Here is a 13216-nt window from a genome sequence, read left to right as displayed (position 1 = left end):
TTCATCGAGACAGGCAACGACTCCTATCGCTTCAAACAGAGGATTAAGTCAGCCAGCTAACCCTGGTCAATGTTGGACGCAGATCCCTGGTCATTTTTCGGTGCTGATTGACAACCAGATCCGCCTATACAGACAGACTGTTTGGCAAGTGAATTACATTGCTCTCCAACCCGGTAAATTCATGGGGTGGCACATAGCGATGCTTGCAACTGTCCAGCCAGTCAGCCCACCATTGCACCATCTGTTGCCGCTGGGTGATAAATTCGGCCCGATGAATGTAAGCCGCCCGCACACCGTTACGCTCCTTATGGCTCATCTGCCGTTCAATAGCATCCTCACTCCATTGGCCTGATTCAAGCAACGCGCTGCATGCCATCGCCCGGAAACCATGACCGCATACCTCAACCTTGGTGTCATAACCCAGTCGGCGCAAGGCACTATTCACGGTGTTTTCACTCATGGGTTTTGATATATCATGGTCACCAGCGAATACAAGATCAAAACGCCCGGTCAAAGGGCGAATAGCCCCAATGATGGCCAGTGCCTGGCGTGACAGCGGCACAATGTGCGGTTCTCGCATCTTGGCACCACGGTGTGAGTATTTGACCCCTTCAATAGGGTCTCGGGACGCCGGGATCGTCCAGATTGCTCGCTCGATATCGAGCTCATCCCAGCGCATGAAGCGCAATTCACTCGAACGGACAAAGGTTAACAAGGTCAACCTCACCGCCATCTTGGTCAGCCGACGCCCCGAATAACTATCTAGACGACGAACTAGCTCGGGAATATCCTGCAGCGGCAGCGCGGGATGGTGCTTGCCTTTGCGAACCGACAACGCCCCCGTCAGGTCAGCGGCAGGATTGCTGTCAATCAACCCCGTTTGCACTGCATAGCGCATGATACCGTTGATGTGTTGCCTCACTCGTCCGGCCAAATCAAGCGCATCTCGCTGCTCAATCATGCGCAGTGGAACAAGCAGGTCGCGGGTCTTGAGTTCAGCCACAGGGCAATGGCCAATCAATGGGAACACGTCTGTAACCAGCCGGGTCAAGATGCGTGAAGCATGATCCTGGGACCACTTGCCTGCACTCCTTGAATGCCATTCACGGGCAACCGCTTCAAAACTATTCGCCTGTTTACGGGTGATGTCGTTACGCACCTGCTGTTTATGGACGACAGGATCGATGCCTTTGGCTAAAAGGTTTCTAACCTCTTCGCGCTTTTTACGTGCGTCAGTCAAAGAGAGGGTTGGGTAGTCGCCAAATGCCATCAGCCCGGCCTTACCATCTGGCTTGCTGAACTTGATGCGCCACGAACGGGTACCGTTCTTTTTGACCAATATAAGTGCAAACCATTCCCATCGAACAGGGAATAGTCTTTTTCTCGCGGGCGGGCATTGCGACACTCTGTATCAGACAGGGGTTTGGTAGTGCGCGGCATTGGTATACGACTCCTTTATCGAATCGATGTATACCTAAGCGTATACCAATTTATAGCGGATGTGTTAGGAATGACTCGGAATGTTCTGGACGTAAAAAAACCCAGAGACGTTGAATTCACTGGGTTTTTTGAACTTTTTCGGAATACTTTGGAAGTATTAATGGTGCCCGAGGCCGGAATCGAACCGGCACGACGCGAACGTCGAGGGATTTTAAATCCCTTGTGTCTACCGATTTCACCACTCGGGCACCGCAATCGGTATCAAGTCCGCGCGGCGGGCTTGTCAATATGGAGGCACGTTCCGGAGTCGAACCGGACTAAACGGATTTGCAATCCGCTGCATAACCGCTTTGCTAACGCGCCATGCAAAAGAGAGTTGGCTCTCTATTGTCTGAATTTGGAGCGGGAAACGAGACTCGAACTCGCGACCCCGACCTTGGCAAGGTCGTGCTCTACCAACTGAGCTATTCCCGCATTGGTCTGGCTGACTGCCTGACTACGAGGACGCATTCTAGCGATGTTCCTCGCCCAGTCAACCAAAAATGTTTAATACCCTGATCGTTCGGGTGTTTTTTACCCTTTCCCTGCACTTTTACCACTAATGATCGTTTCCCTGCCCCAACGGTGGGGAAACGATGCTTTATGCCAGAGCAGAACTAGAAGCGGGAGTGGTAGGTCAGATCTCCCCAGGCCGCTTTCATGTACTGGAACATGGACCAGAAGGTGAGCACGGTCGCCACATAGAGCAGCACGTAGGCAAGCCACACCATCCAGATGTCGTACTGCCAGATGAGGCCGGTGAGCGACACCATCTGGATCATGGTCTTCCACTTGCCAATCCAGCTGACCGCCACCGAGGAGCGTTTGCCGAGCTCGGCCATCCACTCGCGCAGTGCTGAAATGATGATCTCGCGGCCAATCATGGTCATGGCGGGGATGGTGACCCAGATGGTGTTGTAGTGCTCGACGATGACCACCAGCGCCGCCGCCACCATGATCTTGTCGGCGACCGGATCGAGGAAGGCGCCGAAGGCGGTGGACTGGTTCAGCTTGCGGGCGAGGTAGCCATCAAACCAGTCGGTCGCGGCCGCCAGAATGAAGACGAGGGCCGCCGCCAGATAGGACCACTGATAGGGTACATAGAACAGAATGACGAAGACGGGGATGAGCAAGATCCGAAAAAACGTCAGCAGGTTAGGAATATTTGTCATTATTTTCAGCCACTTCTTGTATGCCGCTACATGGTAGCCCCAAGCCGATCACGGATGCAACCGGACAGGCGCCCGCCTTGGTCTATTAATCCATCAACAACCTCAGGATGCGGGCCATTATGGCATTTGCAGCCCCCCTGCGTCACGGCTCTTGTGCACTCAGAGGCAGGATTGCGGCCACGATTCAGAACGTGTGCTGCGCATGGGAGATGCCATAGATTGAATGCCGAGCGCGACGAGCCCTGACCGCCGGCTCAGAGTGAGTGCAGGACATCGTGAATGGCGTGGGTCAGACCAGCGCTTGGCTGATGCCGAGCACTCTGCCGGCTCAGAGCGAGTGCAAGGCATCATGAATGGACTGGGCCAGCTCCTGGCTGATGCCGGGCACCTTGGCGAGCTCGTCCACCCCTGCCTTTTTCACCTCCTGCAGACCGCCCAGATACTTGAGCAGCGCCTGACGCCGCTTGGGCCCCACCCCCGGAATATCCTCCAGGGTACTGGTGGTACGGGCTTTGGCTCGGCGGGCCCGGTGGCCCGTGATGGCAAAACGGTGGGATTCGTCGCGAATATGCTGAATAAGGTGCAAAGCGGGCATATCCGCCGGCAAGTGTAGCTCTTCGTGGCTCTCCCCCATGATCAGAGTCTCCAGCCCCGCCTTGCGGGTTACCCCCTTGGCGATGCCCACCAGCAGCGGGTATTTGCCGCCGAGGAACTCCAGCTGACGGGCCAGGATCTCCTCGGCGCGGCGCAGCTGACCCAGGCCGCCATCGATAAATAGCACGTCCGGCACCTTGTCAGGCTCCTGCTGCTTGCCAAAGCGGCGCTCCAGCACCTGCTCCATGGCGGCGTAGTCATCCCCCCCCGTGATGCCGTCGATATTGAAACGGCGGTATTCCGAGGAGAGCGGCCCCTCCCGGTTGAACACCACGCAAGACGCCACGGTGCGCTCCCCCATGGTGTGAGAGATGTCGTAGCACTCCATCCGGGCGATGGGCTGCTCCAGCTCCAGCAGCTCCTCCAGCTGGCTGAAGCGGGCCTGAGTGGTGCTCTTGTGGGCAAGACGCGAGCGCAGCGCCGTCTGCGCATTGATGGAGGCGAGCTTGATGAAACGGGCCCGCTCGGCGCGGGTACGGCTCACCACCCGCACCTTGTAACCGGCGGTCTGGCTCAGGGTCTCGGCAATCACGCCCTCATCCTCGAGGGCCACATCCAGCAGTACCTCGCTCGGGATCTGCCTGCCCCCCTGCCCCGACAGATAAAACTGCAGCAGGAAGGATTGCACCACCTCGTCGAGGGGCGTATCGCTCGGCACCTTGGGGAAGTAGCTGCGTGAGCCAAGCACCTTGCCCTGACGAATGAAGAGCACATGGATGCAGGCCGCGCCTTGCTCGAACGCCACCCCTACCACATCCAGTTCATCAAGTACGTTGCCACTCACCGACTGCTGTTCGGTCACCCGGCGCAGGGCCTGGATCTGATCGCGATAGCGGGCCGCATCCTCGAAACGCAGATCGCCGCTGGCGCACTCCATCTTGCCCACCAGCTCCCCAATCACCTGCTGGTTCTTGCCTGCCAGAAACAGCTTGGCCAACTCCACCTGCTGGGCATATTCCGCCTCGCTCACCAGCCCCGCCACGCAAGGGCCGGCGCAGCGCTTGAGCTGATAGAGCAGGCAGGGACGGGTACGGTTGGCATAGACGGCATCCTCGCACTGGCGCACCGGGAAGATCTTCTGCATCAAATGCAGACTCTCGCGCACGGCGCCGCCGGAGGGGTAAGGGCCGAAGTACTCCCCCTTCACCTTGCGCGCGCCGCGATGGACGCCGATGCGGGGATGTTGGTGCCCTGTGATGATGATCCAGGGGTAGGATTTGTCGTCCCGCAGCAGCACGTTGTAGCGCGGCTGGTACTGCTTGATGAGGTTGTGCTCGAGGATCAGCGCCTCGGTCTCCGTGTGGGTCACCATCACCTGGATATCGGCGATCTGGCGCACCAGGGTGTGGGTCTTGATGCTGTCGACCTTGGCGCGAAAATAGGAGGCGAGCCGTTTTTTAAGATCCTTGGCCTTGCCCACATAGATGACGGTGCCACCGCTGTCATACATGCGGTAGACGCCGCTCTGGTGAGTCATGGCACTCAGAAAGGCTTTGCTGTCAAAAAGGGGCTCGGGAGAAAGGGTCATCAGCTACTCGGCTCAACACAAAGGGACGAAAACGATAGAAATCAACATCGACGGGGGAGAGCATACTGCGCCAGGTCAGCGAAATGCAAAAAGGCGGCACCCGCCGCCTTTTTGACTCCCCGCCACCCGTTTACAGGGTGTCGGCGTCCAGCATGCCATAGCGAATGGCCAGATGGGTCAGCTCCACATCGCCGTTGATGTTGAGCTTGCTGAACAAGCGGTAACGGTAGCTGTTGACCGTCTTCGGGCTCAGGTTCAGCTGCTCGGAGATGTCGGTCACCTTCTGCCCCTTGGTGATCATCATCATGATCTGCAGCTCGCGCTCGGAGAGGGACTTGAAGGGATTTTCATCCGCCGACGCAAACTGGCTAAGCGCCATCTGCTGGGCGATCTCGGGAGAGATGTAACGCTGGCCGGAGTGCACCAGGCGAATGGCGTGGATCATCTCGTCCGGGGCGGCCCCCTTGGTGAGATAACCGGCGGCGCCCGCCTGCATCACCTTGGTGGGAAACGGATTTTCTGAATGAATGGTCAGCACTATGATGCGCACATCGGGCCGGATCCGCAGTATCTTGCGGGTCGCCTCCAGGCCGCCGATGCCCGGCATGTTCATGTCCATCAGGATCACGTCTGGATGGTGCTGACGGCAGAAAGTGACTGCGGTTTCTCCGCTCTGCGCCTCGCCCACCACCTTGATCCCGCGGACATCTTCCAGAATGCGTCTTATCCCTGTACGCACCAACTCATGATCATCGACCAGGAATACATTAATCACCCAAACACCCCGTTTTTTATCTCGTTATATGCCAGTTAGGGTTAACACGGCGTCTTGCATCATAACCAAACTCGCTGGTTTGGCAAACCATGGGCGGGAAAAGTTTGAAACTGTTCATAAATGGCGTTTTTAATCAAATAATTATGTATATATCAACAAAAAAACGGTGCCCGTGGGCACCGTTCAGAGTCATATCGGTGGTGCTGGCATCAGTTCGCCAGCAGCGCGCGTACCTTGTCCAGATCAGCCTGGGTATCCACCCCGACAGGTGGCGCTTGCAGTGCCTGGGCCACGTGGATCTTCTCTCCGTACCAGAGCACCCGCAGTTGCTCCAACGCCTCGACCTGCTCCAGTACACTCGGCGCCCAATCCACGTAACGCTGGATGAAACCGGCGCGATAGGCGTAGATGCCGATGTGGCGCTGGTAGTGATCACCAATCTGTTCGTGGCCCCTGGCAAAGCGATCCCTGTCCCAGGGGATGCTGGCCCGACTGAAGTAGAGGGCGTAGCCATCCTTGTCGGTCACGACCTTGACCGCGTTGGGGTTGAACGCCTCCTCCGCATCCACAATGGGCACTGAGAGGGTGGCCATGGGGGCCGTCGCCGCGGCCAGATTGTCGGCCACCTGACGTATGATGGCGGGCGGGATGAGCGGCTCATCCCCCTGCACATTGACAACGATGGTATCGCTGGCAAAGCCGTAGTGACGGCACACCTCCGCCAGACGCTCGGTGCCGGACTGGTGATCCTGCGAGGTCATGCACACCTCAAAGCCCGCGAGCGCGGCACAGGAGGCCAGCGCACTGCGTACCCGCTCGTCATCGGTGGCGACGATCACCCGATCCGCACCGGATTGCAGCGCCTTCTCGACCACGTGCTGCACCATGGGCTTGCCGTGGATGTCCGCCAGCGGCTTGCCCGGCAAGCGGGTGGAGGCATAGCGGGCAGGAATGATCACCACGAAACTCATGAGGGCATCTCATCGCTATTGAGATGACGGGCACGGTTCTCCAGCAGCACCGGGATCCCCTCCTCCAACGGATAGGCCAGCTTGTCGAAACGGCAGACCAGCTCGTGTACAGCCTTGTTGTAGTGCAGCTTCCCCTTGCAAACCGGGCAGGCGATGATGTCGAGCAATTTGATATCCAGTGCCAAAACGAAACTCCTTCAACGATGTCGAGCAAGCGACGATCTCAAGCGGGCCATGATGCCGGGCACGCCATGATGTCGAGCAATTAATATTCTACAATCTGGAGCCAAATCACGGCTCCTTCAACGACGTCGAGCAGGCTATGATGCCGGGCAAGCCAGCACAGGCCATGGCGTCGGGCCATGGCGTCGGGCCATGCCACCCTTCAGTGTTCAGAGCCGGAACCTGGCATCTTTACTAGGGCCAATTTCTGCAACAGGTTGTCGAGCAAGGAGGCCGGCAACTCGGCACTGACCGGCAGATACCACCAGTTATCCGGCGCAAAACCCCGACACTTGACCGCATCTTTTTCGGTCATCAGCAGCGGCCGTTCGCCGAAGCGAGCGAGCAATTCATCCCGCTCAAACGCCTGATGATCCGCATAACCAACGCTCTGCTGAAGCTCATAACCGAGATTGGTCAGGGTGGCAAAGAAACGGGGGGGATGACCTATGCCTGCCAGGGCATCCACAGCGCGGGGCAAGGGTTCGCTGGCGGGCATGTCATCGCGCACCCGGCGCGGCGCAGCGGCCAGCAGCCGCATGGGGTACTCCCCCTTGCCTGGCGTGCCGCCGTTGCAGATGATGGCATCCACCCGTTTCAACCGGGTCACGGGCTCGCGCAGCGGCCCCATGGGCAGCAGGCAGGCGTTGCCAAAACGGCGTACCCCGTCCACCACCACCAGCTCGATGTCACGGGCCAGCCCATAGTGCTGCAGACCGTCGTCTGTGATGATGATATCTACCTCGCCACCTTGCTCCAGCAGACGCACCGCATCGGCCCGTTTGGGTGCGACCACCACGGGGCAGCCGCAACGACGGGCGATGAGCACCGGCTCGTCACCCGCCTGCGCCGTGCTGCTATTGGCATCGAGCCGATAGGGATAATGGGGCGCCTTGCCGCCATAGCCGCGACTCACCACCCCGGGCCTGAACCCGCGAGCTTGCAACTGTTCCACCAGCCAGACCACCACAGGGGTCTTGCCGTTGCCGCCAACCGAGATATTGCCCACGACGATCACCGGCAGGTTGGCACGATAACTTGTGAGCCAACCGCGCCGATAGGCGACACGACGAGCGCCGCTGATGATGGCAAACAGCAAGGCGGCGGGGGCCAGCAACCAGCGCCAGCGGGTCTGCCCATACCAGAGTTGCTGCAGCATTAGCCCTTGTTACCCACGGCAACATTGCCAAACTGAATGGCACGCAGCTGGGCATAGGTGCCCTGCCTGGCCATCAAGACTTCATGGTTGCCGCGTTCGACGATATGACCCTCGTCGATCACCAGGATCTCGTCCGCCTTCTCTATGGTGGAGAGGCGGTGGGCGATCACCAGCGAAGTGCGCGCCTTGCACAGCTCGTCGATGGCAGCCTGGATGTGACGCTCGGACTCGGTATCGAGTGCAGAGGTCGCCTCATCCAGCAGCAGCACGGGCGCATCGCGCAGCAGGGCGCGGGCGATGGCGATACGCTGACGCTGACCACCGGACAGTGAAGCCCCGTTCTCGCCGACCACGGTATCGTACCCCTGGGTCATCTTGCTGACGAACTCGTCGGCATGGGCGATGCGGGCCGCCTGCTGGATCTCTTCCCGGCTGTATTTCTCTTCCGCCGCATAGGCGATGTTGCTGGCGACAGTGTCGTTGAACAGGTGCACGTGCTGGGAGACCAGGGCGTACTGCTTGCGCAGCTCGCTCAGGCGGTACTCGCGAATATTGACGCCATCCAGCAGGATCTCGCCCTGCTCCACGTCGTAAAAACGGGTCAGCAGGCTGGCGATGGTGCTCTTGCCGGAGCCGGAGCGCCCCACCAGGGCCACGGATTTACCCGCTTCCACCTTGAAGCTGACGTTGTGCAGCGCAGGGGTGTCCTTGGTCGGGTAGGTGAAGGTGACGTTGCGAAACTCGATCTCGCCACGGGCACGATCCAGGGTACGGGTACCGCTGTCCTCTTCCGGGGTGGAATCGAGCAGACCGAACAGGCTCTGACAGGCGGTGATGCCGCGCTGGAACTGGTTGTTGACGTCGGTCAGACTTTTGAGCGGCTTGAGCAGCATCATCATGGAGGTGACCATGACGGTGAAGGTACCGGCGGTCAGGGTCGCCTTGACCGAGTCTATGGTGGCCACGTAGAGGAACACAGCCAGGGCGACCGAGGCCACCATCTGCACTATGGGGCTGCCGATGGCATCGGCGGCGACCATCTTCATAGTCTGCTGGCGCATGTGGTTGCTGACGCGGAAGAAGCGTTTCTCTTCGACCTGCTGGCCACCGAACATCAGCACTTCTTTATGACCCTTGAGCATCTGCTCGGTCGAGGTGGTGATGTCACCCACCGCCTGCTGGATGTGACGACTTATTTTGCGAAAACGGCGACTGATGAGACCAATCAGTATGCCCACCACCGGCCCCACCACCAGGAAGATCACCGACAGCTGCCAGGAGTGCCAGAACATCAGGCCGAGCAGGCCGACCACAGTCGCCCCTTCCCGCACCAGCGAGACCAGCGTGGAGCTGGCGGCAGAGGAGACTTGACCCGCGTCATAGGTCACCTTGGCCAGCAGGTTGCCGGTGTTCTGGCGGTCGAAAAAGCTCATGGGCATGGCCATCAGGTGACTGAATACCTGCTGTTGCAGCCGCATCACCACATGGTTGCCGACCCAGGCCATGCAATAGTTGGAGAGGAAGGTGGCGCAGCCACGCAGGGCAACGATGCCGAGCACGAAGAAAGGCATCCATTTCAGCACGTCGCTGTCATTGCCATTGAGGCCCTGATCGATCAGTGGCTTGATGGAGTAGACGAAGGTGGTATCCACGGCGGCATAGCCCAGCATCCCAATGATGCCGCCGACCAGACCCAGCTTGCGATCCCGGACATAACCGAGCAGACGCTTGAAGACGGGCCAGCTGTCTTGTGAGGTTTCTTGTTGCATGAATAGCCGTTAATAAGGGAAATGACGGGGTATTCTAGCCAAAGCTTGGGCATCCACCAAGCACCGCCATCTCGATACCAACAACCCAAGCGGGAAATGACGGATTATTACCCTGGCCAACGCCTGGGCATCCGCCAAGCACCGCCATCTCGATACCAGAGAACGGGACTCGATAGGGGGAGATGATGAATTATTTCCTGACCGGCTCCGGGCGGGAAATGGCAGAGGGTGACGTGGGCCAGCCAGCGGGACGCCACCAGGTGCCGCCCCGGCGATACCAGGGACCATGGTCACGCTCGGCGCGGATGCCGAGCCCGTCAGCCTGGGGTTCAATCAGGATGGCGCCATCCAGCCCGGTGATCCACTGACTGGCCTGCCGATACCTGGCTACCACCTCGGGACGGGGAAAGCCCCACTGATTAATAAATCCTGCGCTGTGCACCACATAACGGGCATTCACCGCCGCGACGAAAGCCGGGGTGGACGAGGTACGGCTGCCATGATGCGGGCTTACCAGCAAGGTGCTGGCCAGCTCGCCCCGATCCAGTGCCAGCAGGCGGCGTTCTGTCTCCTGTTCGATATCCGCGCTGAGCAGGATGCGCCGGTTGCCATCGCTTATCTGCAACACACAGCCATCGTTGTTGTGGCCGCGTCCGGGCTGCTCGGGCCAGAGCACGGCAAAGTCGAGCCCCTGCCAGTGCCAGCGCTGGCCACGCCGACACAAGCCGGTCAGCGAGCCGAAATCGTATGAGGAGAGCTCATGACGCACCGGCAGCGCCCGCAGTATGGCCCGGCGGTTGCCGGCGTGATCCCTGTCCTTGTGGCTGATGATGAGATAATCCAGTACCTGCACATCGAGCCGGTTGAGCAGCGGCAGAATGGCGGCATCCGCCATGTTGTAACCGCCGGGATAACGATCCCCTGTGTCGTAGAGGATGCTGCGCTCCCCTTGGGTGATCAGCACAGACAAGCCCTGCCCCACATCCAGCACCCGCACTTGCCAGCGCATTGGCGTAGGCCAGGCGGCAAGCAAGAGGGCCGCGACCACAGGAATACAGAGCGGGCGCGCCCCCGGCACGTGCCAGGCGCCCCAGAGCAGGGTCAGCAGGGCGCTGGCCGGTATCACCCAGCCCGGCACAGGCCACCATAGCTGCCACTGGCTGGCCAGTTGCGTCAGCCCCCACAACACCCACTGCAACCCCAGATCCGCCAGCCAGAACAAACCGTGGGCCAGCCAGCCCCAGAGCGGCGCCAGCAGGACGCCGATCAGCGCCAGCGGAATGATCCCGATGCAAAACAGCGGCAACGCCAGCAGATTGAGCAGCAGCGCCAGCGGCGCTATGCCCTCGAACAAGGCCAGTTGCAGCGGCAGCAAGCCGAGCAGCAGCAAGCCCTGCAGCCGCACCAGACCGGGTTTGGCCTCCAGATAACCCGCCGCCAGCAGCAGGGCCACCGCCAGAAACGAGAGCCAGAAGCCGGCCGAGTAGAGGGCGAAGGGATCCCACAACACCAGCGCTACGAAGGCCCACAGCCAGATGCGATAAGCGGGCCACTCGCGCCGGCGCCAGCGCAGCAGGCTCCACACCAGCACCATGATGAGGGCCCGCTCGGTGGCCACCGCAAATCCCGCCAGCCAGCTGTAGACGGCGGCAAACAGCAGGGCGCCCAGTATGGCCCCGCGCAGCCCGAACAACCGCCCCAGCCACCAGCCGATCACGGCAACCAATGCGATATGCTGGCCGGAGATGGCGATGATATGGGTCAGCCCGCTGCCGCGAAACAGCGTCCACTGCTCATCCGTGATGCCGCTCTGCTCGCCAAAGGTGAGTGCCGACAACAGGGGAGCATGGGTCAGCCCCTGCCAGCTGGCGGCGGCCTCAGCCAGCCAGCGATCCCGCCAGCCCGGCGCGGCGGCCTGCGTCTTTATGATGCGGCGCAGGTTGCCGGTGGCTGTGATGCCCTTGCCCAGCAACAGACGCCGTCCATCCATGCCCGCCTCGTTGGCCAGCCCATGGGCCGGTTTGAGAGAGACCACCAGCGTCACCTGGCTGCCCGCCGGCAGAGCGGGCAGGGTCTGGTAGGCATTGATCCGCACCAGCGGCGCCGGGGTCAGCGCCTGACCATCGAGAGACGCTACCCGCAGCAGCAGCCGGACAAATTTATCGCCCTCGGGCTCTGCACTTTGCAAGCGTGCGGTTATGATGTGGCTCGCCTGCGCCTCCAGCTGATCCAGCCAGGCGAGCCGGTACTGCAGATTGGTCTGCATCCAGAGGATGCCGAGCAGCAGAAACAGCAGACGCCAGCAGCGATAACAGGCGAGGGGGAGCGCGATCAGCAGCATCAGGCCCCCCCATTCCCATGAAGGTAACCATGGCCAAAGTAGCGAGGAGCTTGCCCCCAGGGCAAACGACAACAAGCGCAGATCCATGGTGCAAGTATTTAGCAAGGTTTCAATATGCCCAAACGACTCATAAAACGCTGGATGCCTGATCAAGAGAGACTCAAGGAACACAAGCACTTGCGGCTGTTCGGCAAGCTGCTGCTCGATGCCAATCTGTGGCATCTCAACCGGCGATCCGCCGCCGGCGCGTTCGCGGTCGGCCTCTTCATGGCCTGGATCCCCCTCCCCTGCCAGATGTTGCTGGCGGCCGGCGGTGCCATTGCCTGTCGGGTCAATCTGCCCCTCTCGGTCGCCCTGGTCTGGCTCTCCAACCCCTTTACCATGCCGCCCCTGTTTTACGGCGCCTATCTGACCGGCTGTCAGTTGCTGGGGCAACCCTCCCAACACATCGACATCGAGTTCACCTGGGCCTGGCTGGTGTCGGTATTCGAGACGGTGGCCCCGCCCCTGCTGCTGGGTTCTCTGGTGCTCGCCCTGTTGAGTTCGCTGATCGGCTACGCCCTGATCCGCACCTTCTGGCGCATCAGCACGGTACGCCAGTGGCAAAAGCGCAAGGAGGCGCGGGTATGCTGAGTCGCTGGTTTGCCCGTTTCAAGATAGATCCGGACACCCTGCGCCAACAGAAGTGGTTCGCCCTGTTTGGTGAACGCCTGCTGGTACCCGCACTCTGGCAGGGAGGATCGCGGGCTCTGAGTGGTGCCGTGGCAGCCGGTCTCTTCGCCTGCTGGATCCCGGTCCCCATGCATTCGCTGATCGCCGTCGCCCTTGCGCTGGCCTTCAGCCTCAACCTGCCGCTGGCCCTGCTGGCGGTCTGGTTCAACAATCCGGTGACGCTTCCCTTCATGTATCTCTATGCCTACCGCACCGGCTGTATGATGCTGCACAAGACACCCGAGCCGTTTCATCTCACCTGGTCCCTGCACTGGCTGGAACACGAGGCGGCTACCCTGGTGCCGCCCTTCCTGCTCGGCAGCCTCTTGCTGGCGGTGCTGACCGCCGCCAGCGGCGCGGCCCTCACTCTGCTGCTGTTGCAGCTGGCCAAGCTGGCGCGCGCACGCTGACCAACACCTTGTCAGGACAGCCTTT

The 13216-nt window shown here is 60.3% G+C and carries 11 protein-coding genes and 3 tRNA genes; 2 read left to right on the top strand and 12 right to left on the bottom strand.

Annotated elements, in window-relative coordinates; genetic code table 11:
* Positions 1–124: 124 nt before the first annotated feature.
* The 12 genes from ACW5XD_RS20540 to ACW5XD_RS20485 all read right to left on the bottom strand — a co-directional run bounded on the left by ACW5XD_RS20540 (position 125) and on the right by ACW5XD_RS20485 (position 12157).
* Positions 125–1339: a tyrosine-type recombinase/integrase gene (locus ACW5XD_RS20540; RefSeq protein ID WP_456496476.1), complete on the bottom strand. Its 1215-nt coding sequence runs from the start codon at positions 1337–1339 to the stop codon at positions 125–127.
* A 262-nt stretch (positions 1340–1601) separates the two neighbouring features.
* A tRNA-Leu gene (locus ACW5XD_RS20535) sits at positions 1602–1688 on the bottom strand.
* A gap of 41 nt (positions 1689–1729) precedes the next feature.
* Positions 1730–1803: transfer RNA gene (locus ACW5XD_RS20530), tRNA-Cys, on the bottom strand.
* Positions 1804–1838: 35 nt separating this feature from the next.
* Positions 1839–1914 (bottom strand) — tRNA-Gly (locus tag ACW5XD_RS20525).
* Positions 1915–2096: 182 nt separating this feature from the next.
* Positions 2097–2651 carry a CDP-diacylglycerol--glycerol-3-phosphate 3-phosphatidyltransferase gene (pgsA, locus tag ACW5XD_RS20520; protein WP_042036538.1) on the bottom strand — a complete coding sequence of 185 codons (555 nt, stop codon included), beginning with the start codon at positions 2649–2651 and terminating at the stop codon, positions 2097–2099.
* 328 nt (positions 2652–2979) lie between these two features.
* Positions 2980–4833 (bottom strand): excinuclease ABC subunit UvrC, encoded by a 1854-nt coding sequence (gene uvrC / locus ACW5XD_RS20515; protein ID WP_456496475.1) that lies wholly within the window; start codon positions 4831–4833, stop codon positions 2980–2982.
* A 130-nt stretch (positions 4834–4963) separates the two neighbouring features.
* Positions 4964–5608 carry a UvrY/SirA/GacA family response regulator transcription factor gene (gene uvrY, locus ACW5XD_RS20510; protein ID WP_011706579.1) on the bottom strand — a complete coding sequence of 215 codons (645 nt, stop codon included), beginning with the start codon at positions 5606–5608 and terminating at the stop codon, positions 4964–4966.
* 209 nt (positions 5609–5817) lie between these two features.
* On the bottom strand, positions 5818–6579 hold the full coding sequence (gene kdsB, locus ACW5XD_RS20505) for a 3-deoxy-manno-octulosonate cytidylyltransferase (RefSeq protein WP_456496474.1): 762 nt from the start codon (positions 6577–6579) through the stop codon (positions 5818–5820).
* Positions 6576–6764 carry a Trm112 family protein gene (locus tag ACW5XD_RS20500; RefSeq protein ID WP_042036532.1) on the bottom strand — a complete coding sequence of 63 codons (189 nt, stop codon included), beginning with the start codon at positions 6762–6764 and terminating at the stop codon, positions 6576–6578. Before ACW5XD_RS20500 ends, kdsB begins: the two co-directional genes overlap by 4 nt.
* 200 nt (positions 6765–6964) lie before the next feature.
* On the bottom strand, positions 6965–7960 hold the full coding sequence (lpxK, locus tag ACW5XD_RS20495) for a tetraacyldisaccharide 4'-kinase (protein ID WP_456496473.1): 996 nt from the start codon (positions 7958–7960) through the stop codon (positions 6965–6967).
* Complete coding sequence (gene msbA / locus ACW5XD_RS20490) at positions 7960–9729, bottom strand: lipid A ABC transporter ATP-binding protein/permease MsbA (protein WP_456496472.1); 1770 nt, start codon at positions 9727–9729, stop codon at positions 7960–7962. Before msbA ends, lpxK begins: the two co-directional genes overlap by 1 nt.
* A 190-nt stretch (positions 9730–9919) precedes the next feature.
* Positions 9920–12157 (bottom strand): DNA internalization-related competence protein ComEC/Rec2, encoded by a 2238-nt coding sequence (locus tag ACW5XD_RS20485; RefSeq protein WP_456496471.1) that lies wholly within the window; start codon positions 12155–12157, stop codon positions 9920–9922.
* A 27-nt stretch (positions 12158–12184) separates the two neighbouring features.
* Here ACW5XD_RS20485 and ACW5XD_RS20480 point away from each other — a divergent pair, with 27 nt between their 5' ends.
* On the top strand, positions 12185–12703 hold the full coding sequence (locus tag ACW5XD_RS20480) for a DUF2062 domain-containing protein (RefSeq protein ID WP_456496470.1): 519 nt from the start codon (positions 12185–12187) through the stop codon (positions 12701–12703).
* On the top strand, positions 12697–13191 hold the full coding sequence (locus tag ACW5XD_RS20475; protein WP_456496469.1) for a DUF2062 domain-containing protein: 495 nt from the start codon (positions 12697–12699) through the stop codon (positions 13189–13191). Before ACW5XD_RS20480 ends, ACW5XD_RS20475 begins: the two co-directional genes overlap by 7 nt.
* Positions 13192–13216 lie beyond the last annotated feature (25 nt).

The sequence above is a fragment of the Aeromonas enterica genome, assembly GCF_054052465.1.
The sequence above is the reverse complement of the archived record's forward strand: the minus strand, read 5'-3'. Positions and strand labels throughout refer to the sequence as shown.

Bases quoted from the DNA above. Each gene is read 5' to 3' on its own strand.
- ACW5XD_RS20485 (WP_456496471.1), bottom strand. From the start codon at position 12,157: ATGGATCTGCGCTTGTTGTCGTTTGCCCTGGGGGCAAGCTCCTCGCTA.
- uvrC (WP_456496475.1), bottom strand. From the start codon at position 4,833: ATGACCCTTTCTCCCGAGCCCCTTTTTGACAGCAAAGCCTTTCTGAGT.
- pgsA (WP_042036538.1), bottom strand. From the start codon at position 2,651: ATGACAAATATTCCTAACCTGCTGACGTTTTTTCGGATCTTGCTCATC.
- ACW5XD_RS20480 (WP_456496470.1), top strand. From the start codon at position 12,185: ATGCCCAAACGACTCATAAAACGCTGGATGCCTGATCAAGAGAGACTC.
- lpxK (WP_456496473.1), bottom strand. From the start codon at position 7,960: ATGCTGCAGCAACTCTGGTATGGGCAGACCCGCTGGCGCTGGTTGCTG.
- msbA (WP_456496472.1), bottom strand. From the start codon at position 9,729: ATGCAACAAGAAACCTCACAAGACAGCTGGCCCGTCTTCAAGCGTCTG.
- ACW5XD_RS20475 (WP_456496469.1), top strand. From the start codon at position 12,697: ATGCTGAGTCGCTGGTTTGCCCGTTTCAAGATAGATCCGGACACCCTG.
- kdsB (WP_456496474.1), bottom strand. From the start codon at position 6,579: ATGAGTTTCGTGGTGATCATTCCTGCCCGCTATGCCTCCACCCGCTTG.